The following is a 19,052-nucleotide window of genomic DNA, read 5'->3' as shown; positions in this document are numbered from 1 at the left end:
GAGAATTCCATATGATAACGTTCAGACAAAAGGGCGACTTCTCCAAACTGACACGTTATCTGGAGAAAGTCAAATCGGTCGTTAAACTTAGCGACCTTGATAAGTATGGCAAGGAAGGAGTAGCTGCTCTTGCGTCTGCAACTCCGGTTGATACTGGCTTAACCGCCAGCTCATGGTCATACGAAATCAAACACCAAAACGGAAGAGTATCAATTACGTTTAAAAATTCAAATATTCAAAATGGAGTTCCGATTGCGATTATTTTGCAGTATGGACACGGAACCCGAAACGGCGGCTGGGTACAGGGGCGAGATTATATCAATCCTGCTATCCAGCCTATTTTTGACAAAATCGCAAATGACGCATGGAGGGAGGTTACTAAGCTATGAGTTCAACGATTGACGAAAGAGTTGTCGAGATGCGGTTTGACAACAGGCAATTTGAAAGTAATGTTCAGACCAGCTTGTCAACTCTCGACAAGCTCAAGCGTAGCCTGAATCTTGACGGTGCGGTAAAAGGTCTGGAGGGTATTAACGCGGCATCAAAAAACTGCGATATGTCTGGACTTTCCAGCGCGGTCCAAACGGTTCAGGCCAGGTTCTCAGCGTTGGAGGTCATGGCGGTAACTGCCCTTGCGAACATAACGAACTCAGTTATCAATACAGGAAAACAGATGCTTCATTCGCTTACCATCGAACCTATCAAAGATGGCTTTGCCGAGTACGAACTGAAAATGGGGTCTATTCAGACAATCATGATGAGTACCGGCGCTTCGTTGGAAGATGTGAATAAGTATCTGAATGAACTGAACACTTATGCCGACAGGACAATTTATTCATTTGCAGATATGACTTCCAATATTGGTAAATTTACGAATGCGGGAGTCAAACTTGAAGACGCTGTAATGGCTATTCAGGGTATCTCAAATGAGGCGGCTGTTTCAGGCGCTAATGCAAATGAAGCTTCAAGAGCTATGTATAACTTTGCCCAGGCATTGTCGGCAGGCTATGTAAAGCTGATTGACTGGAAGTCGATTGAGAATGCTAACATGGCAACTGTAGAGTTTAAAACGCAGCTTCTTGAAGCGGCTGTGGCTGCCGGAACAGTTGAAAAGACTACAGATGGCATGTACCGTGTTCTTACCGAAAACAATCAGGGTTCTACAATGGATGAGGCGATTGACGCCACCAAGAATTTCAACGACAGCTTGCAGTATCAGTGGATGACAACAGATGTTCTTGTCAACACACTGAGGGATTATGCTGACGAGACGACGGACATTGGTAAAAAGGCTTTTGCAGCAGCGCAGGAAGTCAAAACATTTACTCAGTTAATGGACACGCTTAAAGAAGCAGTTGGTTCTGGCTGGGCTATGACATGGGAAATTTTGTTCGGTGATTTTAATGAAGCTAAAGCCATGTGGACGGATGCCAGTAACTATTTCGGCGGCATGATTGACGCTATGTCGGATGCCCGGAACTCCATGTTACAGGGATGGAAGGACCTTGGCGGCAGGACCGCGGTTATTGATGCTGTGAAGAATGGGTTTGGAGCATTGGTCAGCGTCGTAAAGCCCGTGAAGGATGCGTTCAGGGAGATATTTCCTCCTACGACATCTCAGCAGCTTTATAATATGACGATTGCCCTGAGAGAGTTTACTTCCCATTTGAAGCTTAGTGATACGGCATCGGCGAACCTGAAAAGAACATTCAAGGGTATATTTGCCGTATTGGATATTGGCAAACAGGCGTTTTCGGCCTTGTTCAAAGCCGTCACCCCATTATTTGGCGGTTTCAAAACTCTTGGCGGAGGAGTTCTGAGTGTAACAGGAAATATTGGCGATTTTCTGGTAAGCATTGATGAGTTCGTTAAAAAGAATGATATTTTCGGAAAATCCGTTCAGGGAGTCATCGACTTCGTAGGGAAAGCAGCCAATGCGTTCAAGGATTTCGCAAAGGAAGTAAAAGATAAATTTAATCTTCCGGATTTGGATGCGATTAAGAAATCCGTCACAGATTTTCTGAACACTCTTAAAGAGAAAATTAAAATTCCCGGTCTGGAATTACTGCATTCCATGCTCGAAAGAATCCATATCAGAATGTCCCAGGTTGGGGAAGCGGCCGGGGATATGAAAGGCGGAGTTATTATCGCAATCGGTGCGATGGGTGAAGCTCTTTCAAAGTGTAAATTCTTGCAGTTGCTTCAGGCTTTATGGAACGGTGTAAAAACCATTGTCGGTGGAATCGCACAGGTTATCGGCGGTTTGGCGGATACGATTATTGAAAAACTGGGAAACGCTGACTTTAGCGGAATCATCGATTTGCTGAATGGCTTATCCCTCGGTAGTATTGCGGTTGGTCTTACCAAGTTCATAAACAGCCTTTCCAATCCGTTGGATAGTCTTGGCGACATCATGGAAAACGTGACAGGCATTCTTGATGGAGTAAGGGGGTGCTTTGAAGAGTACCAAAATCAGTTAAAGGCTGGAACACTGATAAAGATTGCTACTGCTATTGGTATTTTGGCAGCGTCAATCGTGGCTATTTCTCTTGTTGACAGTGATAAGCTTACTGGTTCTCTTGGAGCAATCGCAGTCATGATGACGGAGCTGATAGCTGCTATGGCGGCGTTTAATAAGCTGGGAGGAGTGTCTGGTAAGGGAGCCACAAAACTTGTCGTATTTGCTGGCGCGGTTCTTGTCTTATCAAGTGCGGTGAAAAAGATGGCAAGTCTTAGCTGGAGTGAACTGGCAAGAGGTTTGGTTGGTGTTGGTGTATTGTTGGCGGAACTCGATGTTTTTATGGCCACAGCGAAGTTCAACAAGAAAGCCATGTCCAATGCAACCGCCATGGTTATATTTGCCGCAGCGATTAAGGTTCTGGCTTCTGCCGTTAAGAGTCTCAGTGGTTTAAGCTGGGAAGATATGGCGAAAGGATTGCTTGGAGTCGGCGTTCTTCTGGCTGAAGTAGATGTTTTCTTGAATACTGCAAAGTTCAGTGGAAAGGCGATGTCTACAGCTACGGGAATGCTTATCATGTCGGCAGCTTTAAAAGTGCTGGCTTCGGTATGTGGCGATTTTGCTCAGATGCAATGGGGTGAAATAGGAAAAGGGCTTACTGCGGTTGGAGCGTTGCTTTTAGAAGTCGCGGCATTTACAAAACTTACTGGAAATGCAAAGCACGTTATTTCTTCAGGGCTTGCTCTGGTTGAGATAGCGGCTGCCATGAAGATATTTGCATCAGCGATGGGAGATTTTGCGAGATTTTCATGGCAAGAAATTGCAAAAGGTCTTGTAGCAATGGGCGGAGCTTTGGCGGAGGTTGCTATAGCTACAAATCTGATGCCTAAGAATATGGTCGGTATCGGAACAGGTCTTATCGTAGTTGGTGCAGCTCTTGAGATTATTGCGGATGCTTTAGGCAAGATGGGTAAGTTCTCCTGGGAAGAGATTGCAAAAGGACTGGTGGCAATGGGAGGCGCATTAGCTGAACTTGCGATTGGTCTGAATCTCATGAAAGGTACGTTGGCTGGTTCGGCAGCAATGCTTGTGGCGGCTACGGCTTTGGCAGTTTTGACTCCGGTTCTCAGCGTTTTGGGTGCTATGAGTTGGGGAGGAATTGCAAAAGGTTTGATTACGATTGCCGGGGCATTTACGGTTCTCGGGGTTGCCGGGTCTGTTCTCACGCCACTTGTCGGAACAATTCTCGCATTGAGCGGAGCGTTTGCTCTGATTGGTGTTGGGGTAGTGGCTATCGGTGCAGGGCTTTTGGCGGCAGGATTGGGTCTGTCTGCGTTGGCGGTTGGGTTTACGGCTTTTGCCGCCTCTCTTACTGCTGGCGCTACGGCTGTTGTTGCCGGTTTGACAGTCATCATTACAGGCGTGGCAGGTCTTATACCGGCAATCGTTGCCAAAGTCGGCGAGGCAATCGTTGAATTGTGCAAAGTAATTACCGCCAGTGCGCCTGTTATCGGCGAAACAATCAAGGCGGTTGTATTAACCCTTGTTGATGTGCTGGTCGAGTGCGTGCCTGCTATAGCAGACGGTGCTTTAACACTGATTGCAGGGGTTTTGGAGGCTCTGGTTGCATATACGCCTTCAATCGTGGATTCTATATTCCAGTTCCTGATTGCAATTCTTGATGGAATTGAGAGGAATTTGCCGAAACTTATTCAGTCGGCGATAAATGTTCTTATGGCTTTCTTCTCTGGAGTTATAGATGCTCTGAGCGGAATTGATGTTGACGTACTTGTAAAAGGTATCGCTGGCATCGGTTTACTCTCCGCTATTATGGTGGCGTTAGGTGCCGTTGCTGGACTTATTCCACAAGCTATGGCTGGAGTGCTCGGTATGGGTGTTGTCATTGCCGAATTAGCTTTGGTATTAGCAGCAGTAGGCGCGTTAGCCCAGATTCCTGGATTATCTTGGCTTATTGGAGAAGGAGGCAAGTTATTACAGGGGATAGGCACGGCTATCGGTCAGTTTGTCGGCGGTATCGTTGGCGGATTCATGAGCGGTGTGTCAAGCCAGTTCCCACAAATCGGTTCTGATTTATCAGGATTTATGATGAATATTCAGCCATTCATTGAAGGAGCTAAAGCGATAGATGCTTCGATGATGGAGGGTGTAAAGGCACTTAGCGAAACAATTCTTATACTTACCGCTGCTGATATTTTACAGGGGTTGACTTCTTGGTTTACTGGCGGTTCTTCACTTTCGGATTTTGCCGAAGAGCTTGTGCCTTTTGGCACGGCTATGAAAGCTTACTCGAATGCGATTTCTGGAATAAATCCTGAAACGGTAACGGCATCAGCAACAGCGGCAAAAGCGCTTGCTGAAATGGCGTCCAATCTTCCTAACAGTGGCGGGGTTGTTGGCTGGTTCATGGGTGAAAACGACATGGATCAGTTTGCGGCTCAGTTGGTTCCTTTTGGCGAAGCGATGAAAGCGTATGGTGAAGCTGTATCCGGAATTGACGGTGCATCCATTGAAAGTTCGGCGATTGCCGGACAGGCTTTAACCGAATTAGCCAATACAGTACCGAATACCGGCGGCGTAGTGGGTTGGTTTGCTGGAAACAATGATTTGGGGGACTTTGCGGAACAGCTTGTGCCTTTTGGAGAAGCTATGAAGTTATATGGCGATTCCGTAGCAGGAATCAATTCTGAATCGATACAGGCTTCTACAATAGCAGGCAAGGCATTGACAGAGCTTGCTAATACAGTTCCCAACACTGGTGGAGTTGTAAGTTGGTTCACCGGGAATAATGACCTCGATACCTTTGGGGAGCAGATTGTTCCTTTTGGCGAAGCCATGAAAGCGTATGGCGATGCCGTTGCGGGTATTGATGGAGAAGCAGTAACAGCGTCTGCTACGGCAGGCTTGGCTTTAACGGAATTAGCCAATACAGTACCGAATACCGGCGGCGTTGTAAGCTGGTTTACTGGAAACAATGATCTTGATACATTCGGGGAACAAATCGTTGTGTTCGGTGCGGCAATGAAAAAGTACGGAGATGCGGTTGCCGGTATTGATGCAGAAGCTGTGACGGCGTCCGCGACAGCAGGTTTAGCATTGGCAGAGTTGTCAAATGGCCTGGATAACAGCGGCGGCGTTGTGAGTTGGTTTGCAGGGGATAACGATTTGGCGAGCTTTGCAAAGAGTATCATACCTTTTGGCGAGGCAATGAAATCATATTCAGATGCAGTAAGCGGCATTAACCCATCGGCAGTAACAGCATCCGCAACTGCGGCACAAAGTTTGGCAACTTTAGAGGGAAATCTTCCAGCTATTGGTGGACTTTCCGAAATCATGAATGGCGGAAACAGCCTTGCGAGTTTTGCAAGAGAGTTGATTCCATTCGGCGAAGCAATGAAATTATATTCGGATGCCGTGATTGGAGTAAATCCAAGTGCAGTAACAGCGTCGGCTACGGCGGCGCAAAGTTTATCAGAATTGGAAGCAAATCTTCCGGATGTTGGCGGCATATCAGGTTGGATTACCGGGGATACCGACTTGGGCGAGTTTGCGGAACGACTAATTCCATTCGGAGAAGCAATGTTGTCCTACAGCAATGCTATCAATGGAATCAACCCGGAAGCAGTAACAGCGTCTGCTACAGCAGCACAAGCATTAGCTGCCCTGGAAGCAAATCTTCCGAAGACTGGCGGCGTTGTGAGCTGGTTTGCAGGGGATAACGATCTGGAATCATTTGCTAAAGGTATTACGCCTTTTGGTGAAGCGATGAAATCATATTCTCTGGCAGTAACAGGTATCAATGCAGATGCTGTTGTTAATTCGACTACGGCGGGTCTGGCATTGATCGAGTTGGCGAAAACACTTCCAACTACAGGCGGAGTCGTTGGCTGGTTTACCGGAGAAAACGATTTGGCATCTTTTGCCAGTGGGATCGTACCTTTTGGCGAGGCAATGAAAGAGTATTCTCTTGCAGTAACGGGTATCAATTCTGACGCAGTTATAAACTCCACAACAGCAGGTAAAGCGCTGATTGAATTGGCGAATACCGTTCCGAATACGGGAGGAGTCGTTGGCTGGTTCACAGGTGGTAAGGACATGAGCCAGTTCGGTGAACAGTTGACACCTTTTGGTGAGGCGATGAAATCTTATTCCGACGCTATATCCGGAATAGACGTAGAAGCTATCACAAATTCGGCTACAGCAGGCAAGGCATTAGTGGAATTGGCGAATACACTTCCGAATACAGGAGGAGTGGTAAGCTGGTTTACGGGCAGTAATGATATTGGTGCATTTGGAGAGAGTCTGATATTGTTCGGTAAAAACTTTGCACAGTATTCAGATTACATGAAGAATGTTGACGCCGGTATTGTCACAGCCACAACTAATGCGGCCAGCTCAATCGTTGAGTTACAAAAGAGTCTTCCGGAAGAAGGAGGGTGGTTCTCTAAAGACGTAAGCCTTGCTGATTTCGGTAAGGACATGAGTTCATTTGGTTCCTATTTCAGCTCTTATTATGCCTATATAAGCGGTGTTGATACTGGTGTACTTTCCAGTGTTATTACCCAGACAAACCGATTGGTTGAAATGGCGAAGGGGATGGTGGGACTGGATGTTAGCGGAATGACATCATTTAGTTCCGCATTGACAAAACTCGGAGAAACTGGTGTCACAGGTTTCATCAATGCGTTCAATAATGCAGAATCAAAAGTTAAGGCCGCAGCTTCTAATATGCTGACGGCTTTTATCAACGGCGCGAATGCCAAGAAGTCTGACACAACCACCACTTTCACAAATATTGTGCAGGCGGTATTGACAGCAATAAAGGCTAAGCAGCCGGAGTTCCAGACAGTTGGTTCTACGTTAATGGTAAAATTTATTGCAGGAGTGAAATCGCAGGATAATACTGCCCGGACGACATTTACCACGATTATCAGTGGGTGTTTAACGGCTATCAAGAACAAATACGCTGAGTTCCAAACTGTTGGAACACAAACTATGATTAAATTCATTGCTGGTGTAAAATCTCAGGACAACAATGCCAGAACTACGTATACAAACATCATGAACGGATGTCTGACAGCTATTAAGAACAAGTATACGGAATTTCAGACAGTGGGTACTCAGACGATGGTTAAGTTTATCGCTGGTGTAAAGTCCAAAGATAATGAGGCTCGCACGACATTCACCACGATTATCAGTGGATGCTTAACAGCTATCAAAAACAAATACGCTGAGTTTGAGGCGGTCGGCAGAGGGTGCATGGAAAAACTCATTTCGGGTGTAAAAAGCAAAGATGCCAATGTCAAAGATTCATTTACATCAAGCCTTAGTAATGCAGTTAATGCCGTTAAAGGTTATAGAGACCAGTTCTATAGTGCTGGTTCTTACCTTGTAGATGGGTTTGCATCTGGTATTAGTGAGAATGCGTATAAGGCCGAGGCAAAAGCAAGAGCGATGGCAGCGGCTGCGGCAAGAGCTGCTGAAAAGGAACTGGATGAGCACTCACCTTCCAAAGTAGGTTATCGGATTGGTGATTACTTTGGCGTAGCATTTGTCAATGCTATTGGCGACTATGAAGATAAAGCATACGATGTAAGTTCTGATATGGCAACTGCCGCTAAAACCGGTCTAGGCAATGCAATTTCCAAGATTAAGGATTTCATTACTAATGGTATTGATGCGGAGCCGACAATCCGGCCTGTTCTTGATTTGTCGAACGTGGAGTCGAGGATCGGCAAGCTGAACACTATGTTGAGCAGAACGCAGGCATTATCCATCAGCGCCAGCATGAACAAAGACCGTACCTCGGAAATTCAAAATGGAGGTGGAAAACCTAACACAAACAGTACGTTTACCTTTACACAAAATAACTACTCGCCTAAGTCATTGTCGAGAGTTGAACTTTATCGTCAGACGAACAATCAGTTCTCGGCATTTGAAAGGATGGTGAAAGCATGATTAAATCAATCACTGTTACGAACTATCTTGGCGATAGTATCAAACTTGATTTGGCGCGGCCGGAGGAATCCGGCTTCGTCGTCACTTCAGTTACCGGTTTGGGATCTGGAAAAGCGAATATTAACATGACAGAAATAGCGACAAACGATGGAAGTCTATATAATTCGTCTAGGCTCCCGAGCCGTAACATTGTAATATCATTGAAATATCTATGGCAGAGTACAATCGAGGATGTGCGCCAGCTCTCATATAAATTTTTCCCAATCAAGAAAAAACTCACCCTGCTTATCGAGACGGACAACAGGCAGGCGGAGATTGAGGGCTATACAGAAGCAAACGATCCAAACATATTCAGCAAGGATGAGGGTTCTGACATTTCAATCGTATGTCCGAATCCTTTTTTTTATTCTGCCGGAAAAGACGGAGTAAACACTACTATTTTTTATGGTGTCGAACCGTTATTCGAGTTTCCGTTCAGTAATGAATCCCTTTATGAGTGTCTGATCGAAATGGGGTGGATTCAGAACCAGATGGAAAAAGTGGTTGTTTATAGCGGTGATGCAGAAATTGGTGTGACTATTACGATTCATGCAATCGGAGAAGCACGCAACATTACCATCTACAATACTGGCACAAGAGAGATTATGAGGATTGACACAAATAAGTTGGCGTCTTTTACCGGTTCCGGGATTGTGGCAGGTGATGAAATCACTATTTGTACTGTGAAAGGCAAGAAATCAATCACGCTGCTTAGAAACGGTAAAACCACGAACATACTCAACTGCCTTGACAAGAATGCCGATTGGTTCCAGCTCGCAAAGGGCGATAACGTCTTTGCGTATACGGCTGAAGAAGGGAGTACAAACCTACAGTTTAAGATTGAAAATCGAGTCATTTACGAGGGGGTATAGGTATGGATGTAACAGTTCTTAACACGAATCTTGACGCCGTATCCATCGTTGATGTCTACGAATCGTTCATCTGGACTGACCGGTATTATGAATATGGAGATTTCGAGCTTTTTACCTCGATGACAGAGACTATTCTCAGTTACATCAGACAGGATTATTATTTGCAGAACCGCGAGTCGGAACACGTTATGATTATCGAAAAGATACGAATTGCTTCTGATTCCGAGAATGGGAACCATATCACGGTTACTGGCAGATCATTGGAATCTATTCTTGACCGCCGGATTGTCTGGGGACAAAAGACCATAACCGGAAATCTTCAAAATGGAATCCGTACTCTGCTGAATGAGAATGTAATATCTCCAGCAGACAGCACAAGGAGAATAAGTAACTTTATCTTTGAAGCGTCAACTGATCCCGCTATTACGTCACTGAAGATTGATGCGCAGTATACCGGCGATAATCTGTATGATGTAATTAACAAAATCTGTAGTGAGAGAAGCATAGGTTTCAAGGTGACTCTTAACAACAATAAACAGTTCGTATTTAAGCTGTATGCCGGGACGGATCGTTCCTATGACCAGTCGGCGAATCCTTATGTCGTATTTTCCCCCAAATTTGAAAACATCATCAACAGTAATTATGTGGAATCTAAGTCTGCACTGAAGACCGTTACTCTGGTTGGCGGTGAAGGTGAGGGTTCTGCAAGAAAGTATACGACTGTTGGCGGGGGAAGTGGATTAAATAGGCGGGAGCTTTTTACGGACGCAAGGGATATTTCTTCTGATGTTGGAGACGGGGTTGTCTTATCTGATGCGGAATACACGGCTCAGTTACAGCAGCGGGGAAAAGAAAAGTTGGCAGAGAACACGGATGTAACCTCATTTGAGGGGCAGGTGGAAACAACCGTTATGTTCAGGTATGGAGAGGACTTCTTCAACGGAGATGTCGTTCAGATCGCCAACGAATACGGACATGAAACGAAAGCGAGAATCGTTGAAATCGTTATGTCCGAAGATGAAGACGGTAACTCTGTATACCCTACATTTAAAACGATAGAACAGGAGGCGGTGTGATATGAGTGTGACATGTGGGTTTTATAACTCAAAAAATGGCGATCGAAAATACGATGCGATTCAAATGTCAAGTATTTTTGACGGCATCATCCGGGATGGAGTTTTACAGCATTACGGAACGGCAATGGTTGTTAAAGAATCCGAAGGCATGATGGTGAATGTCGGCATCGGACGGGCCTGGTTTAATCATACATGGACTCTGAATGATGCATTGCTTCCGTTGACGGTTCCTATATCGGAAGTTCTTCTAAACAGAATTGATGCGGTTGTTCTGGAAGTCGACGCACGCGAATCTGTTAGAGCGAATTCTATTAAGATTATCAAAGGTACTCCGGCATCCAGTCCGAAGAACCCGACGATGATCAAGACAAACGACAGATGGCAGTATCCGCTTGCCTATATCCGTGTCAACGCTGGTGTGACTTCGATACGGCAGGCGAACATTACAAATTGTGTGGGAACGTCTGCGTGTCCGTTTGTTACTGCTCCACTGGAAAAGATGTCTATTGACGCTCTTGTAGCACAGTGGGGAGATCAGTGGAAGGCTTTTTACGGCGCTCAGACGGCGGACATGGAAGCTGCAAATACTTTCTGGAAAAACCAGTGGAGGACGTGGTTCCAGGCACAGACGACAGAGATTCAGGAAGCATATCTGAACTGGGAGCATCAGTGGGAGGAATTTTTTAACGCCCACGCAAATGAAATTACCGATACGGCTGAGTATTGGAAGGACATGTGGCAAAAGTGGTTCTATGACTATGTCAACAACAGTAGCAGGGAGTTAGCCTATTGGAAGAAGCTTGTAACCGACGATTTTACGGAGTACAGCACTTTCTGGAAAAACCAGTGGAGGACGTGGTTCCAGGCACAGACGACAGAGATTCAGGAAGCATATCTGAACTGGGAGCATCAGTGGGAGGAATTTTTTAATAATCAGACCACGGAGATGCAGACGGCAAATGCGAACTGGAAAGATTTATGGCAGGCATGGTTCTACGATTATGTGAACGGAAACACGGAAGAATATTCCGCATGGAAGAACTCAATCGACAAAGATTTTCGAGATTGGTGGGATTCTATTAAGGAACTTCTTGACGGTGAAGACATTTCCGCATTCGCTAACAAACTTGTCGCTCTCAATGAGCGAATGGATAAGTTTGAAGAATTTCAAAATGAGCTTACAAATACCCATTCGATCTATGACAGCCTTAACGATTCGTCGGATAAGGCTATTTTTGATGGGAATAACGAGCCGATTGAAGGGAAACGTGTCACGTTCGTTGTTGAGAAAGAGTCTGATGTTGGAAAGGAACTAGAAGACGTAAAGAGGCGTTTATCGGCTATTGAGCAGGCATTTGACGGGCTTGCCAATGAATTTACGGTTTATCAGATTCTGACTGACGGCGGAACATGGCTGTATGTTGATAATCCCGATACCGACCGTACCGAGCAACTCCTTGATGATAAAGGCGATGTTATCAGAGGCAAAACCATATTCGTCACAAAGTAAAGGAGGCGCTTATGTTTGACAATACCTTTGTATATTTACAGGCAATTACAGATTCGATAAAAGAGCCGGTTATGGATAACCTTGGGAATCCGATTGAAAGCCGTACATACTCGGGTCTGTTGGCAAAATTTATGGAGGGCATACCGCCGGAATTTCAGGTTTCAGGATACCTCAGAGACAATGCCAGAAGGGGTATTTATCTGCTGTTAGATTCTAATAGCGAAACGGTTAAGGACAGTAAATCAAGAGACCTGAACGGTAAGGGATATTCAACAGAACAAATTCTTGACAGCGGAAATAATCCAATCCTCAGTCAAGCTATATTTGTTACAAATTAAAAAGAAAGGTGATGAAGTATGAAGATTACAGATTATGAAAAAGTGACACAACTTCTCGACAACAACGTCCTGCTTGTGGATGGTGACGGCGGGACAAAAACAATTTTGGCAAGGGATTTGCTTGGGGCGCTTGTGGCGATAAGTTCTTCGCAGGATTATCTTGCTAAGATGAATGTTTCTCAGCTTACGCAGGTTAGCGCTGTTTCTGCGAGTGACAGGATTCTTCTTGGCGCTGCGGATGGCAACAAGGGCATCACGGTCAACGATGCTTTTTGGGGGATTTTGGACGAGGTTATTTCTGTGGAGCAGCGCAGAAATATTTTCCGCGGCAAGAATCTTGGGACAGCTTTTACGGCTGCGCAGAAAGCCCAGATCAAAGCCGGAACGTTCAAAGGATTCTTTATCGGGGACTACTGGAGTATCGGCGACCGTACCTGGAGAATTGTCGATATCAACTACTGGCTGAATTCCGGCGATACTTCCTGCACAACTCCTCATCTGGTAATTATGCCGGATCAGTCTCTTTACTCTGCCAAGATGAATGAAACCAACATCACGACTGGCGGCTATGTTGGCTCCCAGATGTATACAGCAAATCTCGCCAATGCCAAGACGCTGGTGAATTCGGCGTTCGGCTCTGCGAATATTCTCAATCATAGAGAGTATCTGACAAATGCGGTGTCAAATGGATATCCGTCGGCAGGAGCATGGTATGACTCTACGGTGGAGCTGCCGAACGAGATCATGATGTACGGAAGTTTGGTGTTTACGCCGGCTGGTGACGGTTCTTTCGTTCCGAACCGTTATACCATCGACAAGACACAGTTGGCGCTCATGAAGATGTATCCGAGGTTCATCAATCCTGGAAGATATTGGTATTGGCTGAGAGACGTCGTTTCTTCGGCTACTTTCGCTTATGTGTACTTCCATGGCAATGCGGACTGCGGCAACGCCTCGGACTCTTCCGGGGTTCGTCCGGTCTTCGGGTTGGTTGGCTAAATCCGGGGGCCTTGTGCCCCTTTTTGTGGAAACCGTATGTAGGTGACTGAAAATTATGTTAAAAGAAAGGAAGAATCAAAATGGATGAGAGAATCTATAAGATAACCCTCGCTGATGGAACAGAAATCGGTAATCTTACCATGAACGGTAATAATTTCATTTCTGAAGGGACCATCGACCCCGGAATTTTCCAGTCGAATTGCTCCCCCGTTATAATCAACGATGGTGAGCATGATGAGGTACATGAGAATATGGATCTGGTGCAGGTGACGGAGGTAGACGGGAAGTCCTGGTTTGTTCTTAGAGATATTACTCTCAAGGAACTGGAGCAGGCGAAAATCAAATCCGACATTGAGTACCTCGCAATGATGTGTGAAGTTGACCTGTAAGAAAGGAGGATCACCATGGAACATAGCAAGAATTACGACAAGGTTAAGAACTACTACGGCAGGAAGCTGTGGGATGAGAACCGCGTTCGTAACGCCGTAGTAAAAGGCTGGATCACAGAAGAAGAATTTGTCGAGATCACAGGGAAAGACTATAAATGAGTGTCTTAGTGAGCGACCGTAAAGAGTCCAAATTTGAAGCCATTACATATTCGATTGAACTCCATGATATGCTTATAGACTTTATGCAGAGAAATTTCGGGGTAAAGGATTTAGACCACTTTGTCAGAGTTCGTTATGCCTACGGGGATGATGAAACGGAAAATTTTGCGAAGTACAGGTATCTTATGACCAACTTCAAGAACCGTATCGACCTGCTGGCGTCGCAACTCACCAATAATATCAGAGCGGCTAATTCCACTTATCCCACTTCTATGCTGGAGTATGAGCAGAGGAGAAGCTACCAGAACAACGCTATTGTAAACTGCGAGCAGATCATCAAAGAGTTGCAGCGGATTGTAGAGATTTTCAATGTGGATGTTAATACTTACGGCAGATATGTCAAAGCTATCGACCGAGAAATCGGATTGATAAAGAAATGGCGTCAGCGCGACAACAGAATCAAATCGTATTTGCAGGGCAACATCTAATAAACGCGTCGTTTCTTCGGCTAATTTCGCTAATGTGAACAACAATGGCAATACGAACTACAACAACGCCTCGAACTCTAACGGGGTTCGTCCGGATTCTCAGTCTAACCAACCGAGAAGGAGATGTTGTCCTTTCCATCAAGGATAAATGGTAAAGCTGGACGCAATTTACTACGGTAAATATTGCTATCACGGTGAATAGGTATGACGTATGAAGAGATTTTGTCTGACGCCAACAATTTGTACAAGGCTTATAAGGCTTCCGTGAAAGGCAGCAAGTGGAAAGAAACAACGCAGAAGTTCATGATGAATTTCTTACGCTACATCTTTTCCATACAAGAAGAAATTCTTGACAGAACTCTTCAAAATGGACCAACAGAGGAGTTTACGCTGTCTGAACGGGGCCGTATAAGACCTATCACAAGTATCCGAATTAAGGATCGAATCGTCCGCCATGTATTATGCGACGACATCCTGTTACCAGAAGTCAAGAAACATATCATTTATGATAACGGTGCTTCTATCAAAGGACGCGGGATTTCACATCAGAGAGACCGCTTTGTGGTGCATCTTAGGAAATACTATAGACTGTATGGGAATGAGGGATGGATTCTATTCGGCGACTTCACAAAATTCTACGACAATATTATTCACGAGATTGCAAAGCGGGAATTGTTGAAGCTGTTCGATGACGACGAGTTTATCGACTGGCTTTTAACACTTATATTTGACGGATTTAAGATTGATGTATCTTACATGACTGACGATGAGTATGCCAGATGTATGGATGACACATTCAATAAGCTGGATTATAGGAGTATTCCGAAAGAACAGTTGACTGGCGAGAAGTGGATGTGTAAATCCGTGAATATCGGAGATCAGTTATCGCAAGTCATAGGCATTTATTATCCTTACCGAATTGACAACTACATTAAGTATGTGAGAAGTCAGAAGTTTTACGGGAGGTATATGGATGACTGGTACATCATGAATCCAAGCAGGGAAGAACTTTTGGACTTGCTTGATAATATCCGAAAAATAGCAAAGGAGCTTGGTATCCATATCAACGAGAAGAAAACCAGAATCGTTAGGATTTCCAGCACTTACAAATTCCTGCAAGTAAGATATACACTTACCAAGGATGGAAAAATAATCAAACGCATAAATCCTGAAAGGGTTACTACTATGAGGAGAAAGTTAAAGAAACTGGCAGTCAAAGTACAGAACGGGGAAATCTCTTACGATGGTGTAGAGAATATGTTTCGTGGTTGGATGGGCAGTTTCTATAAATTATTATCCAAACAGCAGAGGCGAAATCTTATCGGGCTTTATGAAGACCTATTCGACAAAACGGTTACTGTCGTAAACAAGAAGCTGGTTATATTTGATAGGTCGTCACAAAATATTTTACAGGAGGTATGACATGGAACAATGGTTTCAAATATTACTAACTATTTTTAGCTCAGTTCTTGCGTCTTCTGGGCTGTGGGCCTACATAACTAAGCGGCTTGAGAAAAAAGATGTAAAAACTGAGATGCTTATAGGATTGGGACATGACAGGATCATGTATCTGGGAATGGAGTACATTGAACGGGGTTACATCACCTCCGATGAGTATGAAAATCTTTACGAGTATCTCTATAAGCCGTATGAAAAGATGGGCGGTAACGGCTCCGCCAAAAGAATCATGAACGAGGTAAACAGATTACCTATACACAAATCACAATACGAGGAGGAACAAAATCATGAGCATGAGTAACAAAACCTATGACACTTTGAAATGGATCGCACAGTATCTGCTTCCGGCAGCAGGTACGTTATATTTCGCGCTGGCTGGAATCTGGGGGCTGCCCTACGGCGAGCAGGTAGTCGGGACAATCACGGCCGTTGATACTTTCCTGGGGGTTCTTCTGGGAATCAGTTCGGCTCAGTATAACAAGACGGAGGGCAAGTAATGAAAACATGCCTGCTGATTGTGTTGTCATGCTGGATTTTCATAGCGGCTTTGGTATTTTCGCTGGTTATTCTGCTTAATTGCGGAGGGCTGGCGTTTTTGCTTTATGCCGCTATTGTATCGGTTGTTGTCGGTGTGATAGCCGGTTTATATTTGGAAAAAGAGGGATGTAAATGAGCTATAATGTTCAGGGCACTACCATTACCCTTACCAGAGGTGATACTTTCATGGCACTCATATCAATTACACAGTCGGACGGGAATCCATATGTTCCGAACGAAGGTGATTCGGTACGGTTTGCAATGAAAAGAGGCTATGAGGACGAGGAACCTCTTTTGGTAAAGGATATTCCCATTGATACAATGAAGTTGATATTGGATTCGGCAGACACAAAGATGCTACCGTTTGGTAAGTACGTCTATGATATTCAGCTTACAAAGGCTACCGGCGAAGTGGATACTTTTATCACGAAAGGGACAATGAAACTGACAGAAGAGGTGGATTGATATGGGGAACATTCAAGCATTGGAGACCTTGTCTGGTTCCGTATCAGCAGAAGCGTCTTTGTCTGGTAAACTGTCATGCGCCGGTGGACTGAATGGAAGAGTATCTGTTACCAGGGAGTATGATGTTTATAGTGGGGAGTACCAAGTTGTTCCGAAGGCGTTTGAGCAACAGGTTCTCCCTACCAGCAACCGGGTACTGAAAGAAGATGTAGTTGTTAGAGAAGTGCCGTTCTACGAAGTTAGTAATGAGTCGGACGGAGTGACAGCATACATCGGAAAGGATATGGGAAATGGGTTATAATAAAGTAGTTTATGGAGGAAAAACTCTGATAGACCTTACTGGCGATTCCGTGACGCCGGAAAAGCTTCTTGCCGGAGAAACAGCCCATGATAAAGCCGGGGAGCCTATTGTCGGTACTTGTTCGTTTGATGTGGATTCTACGGACGCAACTGTCAATGCTGCGGAAATTCTGAAGGGGAAGACAGCTTATGCCAGAGGGAAGCAAGTTACCGGATCTATGCTGAATCATGGGGCTGTTGCCGGGGTTATCAGCACAAGAGATGAATCGTACACGGTTCCCATCGGATATCACGATGGTTCCGGCACCGTCGGGATTGATCAGACGGAGCGAGCGAAGCTCATCCCAAGTAACATCAGGAGCGGCGTTACGATTTTGGATGTAGAGGGGTCTATGACTGGTACGGAGGATGTGAAATCCCAGAGCAAGACAGTTTCTCCCTCGACAGAGCAGCAGACCATTTTGCCGGATTCCGGGTATAACTATTTGTCACAGATCACGGTTGATGCAATTCCTTATGTGGAAAGTTCCAATTCTGCGGGAGGTACTACGGTAACGATTGCGGGGTGATTGAATGTCTGTGAATAAAGTAATCTATGGAAACAGGACGTTGATCGACCTGACTGGGGATACTGTTACCGAGAAAACTTTGCTTAAAGGTTGCAAAGCACATGGGGCAGATGGTAGAATTATTGTCGGAACTATGTTATCCGGCTGTCCGGCAGAGTTCTTTTTGGAAGAGGATATTTCGGACTCATCCGGAGGGAATGTACAGGATAAAGCCGGAAATGCAGTTAAGGGTAAAATCAAGTATTTAAGGGTGTAGAAATGTCGTTTATTCCGTGATTATTCCTACATTTTGATGGATAAACGGCTTAAATACGGGATTCTATGATTCCATAATACAATAACATTCTATATATTCGGATGCTGTTTGCATTTTGCAATCTTCGGCGGGGAGTCCCGCCGGAGGGCAGTATCAAAACGAGATGGGGGAGCCTGTGATGAAGATGAAATATTTCCGGCTGTTGTTCGGTGAAGCTGGTGGATACTATATGCATTTGGGGGAATTGAAGGATAGCGTAAGAGATGAACGTTTTACGTTTTTATATTTGAAAAAAGTTAGAGGGCATGTGGAGCAAATGAAAGCTGAGCACACGCTTTTTTTGTGCCCAGAATGCATTGATTTACTTGTTCTGGATCAGGCTGAGATGTCTGGGGAACCGGGACTGGCGGCATTCCTGCAAGGCGCCCGGATTAAAACTTTGGTGATACCGGAAGAAAATGGGAACGTATTTCATGCAGAGCAGGTGATTGGTCTGGGTTCACATACTCCGTACAGAGAGAAGAAATATTGTATGGAGGCTGTGGGATGGCGTTTTTATATAGAAGATTACAGCGGCTCTGTCCTGTTCGCGCATGGACCCGCAAAGGACGGATATATATATGAAGACTGTGTGGTACATGTAAAAGAAATAAATAGAAGCAATCGGTGTTGTGTGGAACGGGATTTGGATGGATACGGCTGTACGTATGGCTGTACGTTGCACCGGGAGTATGACGTGTGTCGATGCAAAGCAGACGGACAGAATATTTTGGAGCAGCTTTCGGTGATGCTGCTTCCGGATCATCTGGATGGTGGTGACTGTACAGAACCGGGGTCTGTTGTACAGGAGCAGTTCCGGGATATTCGGTTTTGGGGCCTTACAAAGGGAATTGGCAGATGGTACAGTCAGATAGAAGGTTTGGCAGCTGAGAAACGGGAAGTTACAGATTTTTATGACAGAGAAAACGAAAGAAGATATTTTATCGGATCAGGGGAAACACTGGATGATGCAACAATTGGGAAGTTGTGCAGAGACAGTATGAGGAACCGGGTGGTTGTTTTGCAGGAAGGCCGGGGACTGTGCTGTTCCGGATTTTTGAAATATACGGAAGAATAAGGAGTAAAGGGGAAAGTAAAAAGAGGAAGGATAAGAATATGATTCA

The 19,052-nt window shown here is 45.0% G+C and carries 19 protein-coding genes; all 19 read left to right on the top strand.

The genetic code is table 11. The features are described 5' to 3' along the window. The first annotated feature begins 11 nt into the window (after positions 1 to 11). On the top strand, positions 12 to 389 hold the full coding sequence (locus tag AC6I2O_RS08615; protein WP_288878335.1) for an HK97 gp10 family phage protein: 378 nt from the start codon (positions 12 to 14) through the stop codon (positions 387 to 389). After that, positions 386 to 8,434, top strand: coding sequence for a tape measure protein (locus tag AC6I2O_RS08610; protein WP_497742409.1), 8,049 nt, complete (start codon positions 386 to 388; stop codon positions 8,432 to 8,434). The genes AC6I2O_RS08615 and AC6I2O_RS08610 overlap by 4 nt, the downstream gene beginning before the upstream one ends. Further along, positions 8,431 to 9,345: a phage distal tail protein gene (locus AC6I2O_RS08605; protein WP_289225371.1), complete on the top strand. Its 915-nt coding sequence runs from the start codon at positions 8,431 to 8,433 to the stop codon at positions 9,343 to 9,345. Before AC6I2O_RS08610 ends, AC6I2O_RS08605 begins: the two co-directional genes overlap by 4 nt. 2 nt (positions 9,346 to 9,347) lie before the next feature. Continuing rightward, positions 9,348 to 10,421, top strand: a complete 1,074-nt coding sequence (locus AC6I2O_RS08600; RefSeq protein ID WP_279115264.1) for a siphovirus ReqiPepy6 Gp37-like family protein — start codon at positions 9,348 to 9,350, stop codon at positions 10,419 to 10,421. 1 nt (position 10,422) lies between these two features. After that, positions 10,423 to 11,931, top strand: a complete 1,509-nt coding sequence (locus tag AC6I2O_RS08595; protein WP_497742408.1) for a hypothetical protein — start codon at positions 10,423 to 10,425, stop codon at positions 11,929 to 11,931. Positions 11,932 to 11,942: 11 nt separating this feature from the next. Continuing rightward, positions 11,943 to 12,269 carry a hypothetical protein gene (locus tag AC6I2O_RS08590; RefSeq protein ID WP_279115268.1) on the top strand — a complete coding sequence of 109 codons (327 nt, stop codon included), beginning with the start codon at positions 11,943 to 11,945 and terminating at the stop codon, positions 12,267 to 12,269. A gap of 18 nt (positions 12,270 to 12,287) precedes the next feature. Beyond that, a complete protein-coding gene (locus tag AC6I2O_RS08585) occupies positions 12,288 to 13,268 on the top strand; it encodes a hypothetical protein (protein ID WP_497742407.1) in 981 nt (326 codons plus the stop codon). Positions 13,269 to 13,348: 80 nt separating this feature from the next. Beyond that, entirely contained in the window at positions 13,349 to 13,657 is a 309-nt protein-coding gene (locus AC6I2O_RS08580; RefSeq protein WP_289060030.1) for a hypothetical protein, read from the top strand. A 15-nt stretch (positions 13,658 to 13,672) separates the two neighbouring features. Then, positions 13,673 to 13,816, top strand: coding sequence for an XkdX family protein (locus AC6I2O_RS08575; protein ID WP_279115276.1), 144 nt, complete (start codon positions 13,673 to 13,675; stop codon positions 13,814 to 13,816). Next, on the top strand, positions 13,813 to 14,304 hold the full coding sequence (locus AC6I2O_RS08570; RefSeq protein WP_279115278.1) for a hypothetical protein: 492 nt from the start codon (positions 13,813 to 13,815) through the stop codon (positions 14,302 to 14,304). The genes AC6I2O_RS08575 and AC6I2O_RS08570 overlap by 4 nt, the downstream gene beginning before the upstream one ends. Positions 14,305 to 14,508: 204 nt before the next feature. Continuing rightward, on the top strand, positions 14,509 to 15,726 hold the full coding sequence (locus AC6I2O_RS08565; protein ID WP_279115331.1) for a reverse transcriptase domain-containing protein: 1,218 nt from the start codon (positions 14,509 to 14,511) through the stop codon (positions 15,724 to 15,726). Position 15,727: 1 nt separating this feature from the next. Then, positions 15,728 to 16,063: a hypothetical protein gene (locus tag AC6I2O_RS08560; RefSeq protein ID WP_497742406.1), complete on the top strand. Its 336-nt coding sequence runs from the start codon at positions 15,728 to 15,730 to the stop codon at positions 16,061 to 16,063. Then, positions 16,050 to 16,259, top strand: coding sequence for a phage holin (locus AC6I2O_RS08555; protein ID WP_497742405.1), 210 nt, complete (start codon positions 16,050 to 16,052; stop codon positions 16,257 to 16,259). Before AC6I2O_RS08560 ends, AC6I2O_RS08555 begins: the two co-directional genes overlap by 14 nt. Beyond that, entirely contained in the window at positions 16,259 to 16,435 is a 177-nt protein-coding gene (locus AC6I2O_RS08550) for a hypothetical protein (RefSeq protein WP_279115342.1), read from the top strand. Before AC6I2O_RS08555 ends, AC6I2O_RS08550 begins: the two co-directional genes overlap by 1 nt. Next, positions 16,432 to 16,764 (top strand): hypothetical protein, encoded by a 333-nt coding sequence (locus AC6I2O_RS08545; protein WP_289060029.1) that lies wholly within the window; start codon positions 16,432 to 16,434, stop codon positions 16,762 to 16,764. The genes AC6I2O_RS08550 and AC6I2O_RS08545 overlap by 4 nt, the downstream gene beginning before the upstream one ends. A 1-nt stretch (position 16,765) precedes the next feature. Further along, on the top strand, positions 16,766 to 17,065 hold the full coding sequence (locus AC6I2O_RS08540; protein WP_279115345.1) for a hypothetical protein: 300 nt from the start codon (positions 16,766 to 16,768) through the stop codon (positions 17,063 to 17,065). Continuing rightward, positions 17,055 to 17,633, top strand: a complete 579-nt coding sequence (locus AC6I2O_RS08535) for a hypothetical protein (RefSeq protein ID WP_279115348.1) — start codon at positions 17,055 to 17,057, stop codon at positions 17,631 to 17,633. Before AC6I2O_RS08540 ends, AC6I2O_RS08535 begins: the two co-directional genes overlap by 11 nt. Before the next feature lie 4 nt (positions 17,634 to 17,637). Beyond that, positions 17,638 to 17,889, top strand: coding sequence for a hypothetical protein (locus AC6I2O_RS08530; protein WP_300700616.1), 252 nt, complete (start codon positions 17,638 to 17,640; stop codon positions 17,887 to 17,889). A gap of 178 nt (positions 17,890 to 18,067) precedes the next feature. Next, positions 18,068 to 19,006, top strand: coding sequence for a hypothetical protein (locus AC6I2O_RS08525; protein ID WP_497742404.1), 939 nt, complete (start codon positions 18,068 to 18,070; stop codon positions 19,004 to 19,006). Positions 19,007 to 19,052 lie beyond the last annotated feature (46 nt).

The organism is Blautia sp. St.27G3 (assembly GCF_059728505.1).
Note: the sequence above shows the minus strand (reverse complement) of the source record. Positions and strands in the feature narration are given on the sequence as shown.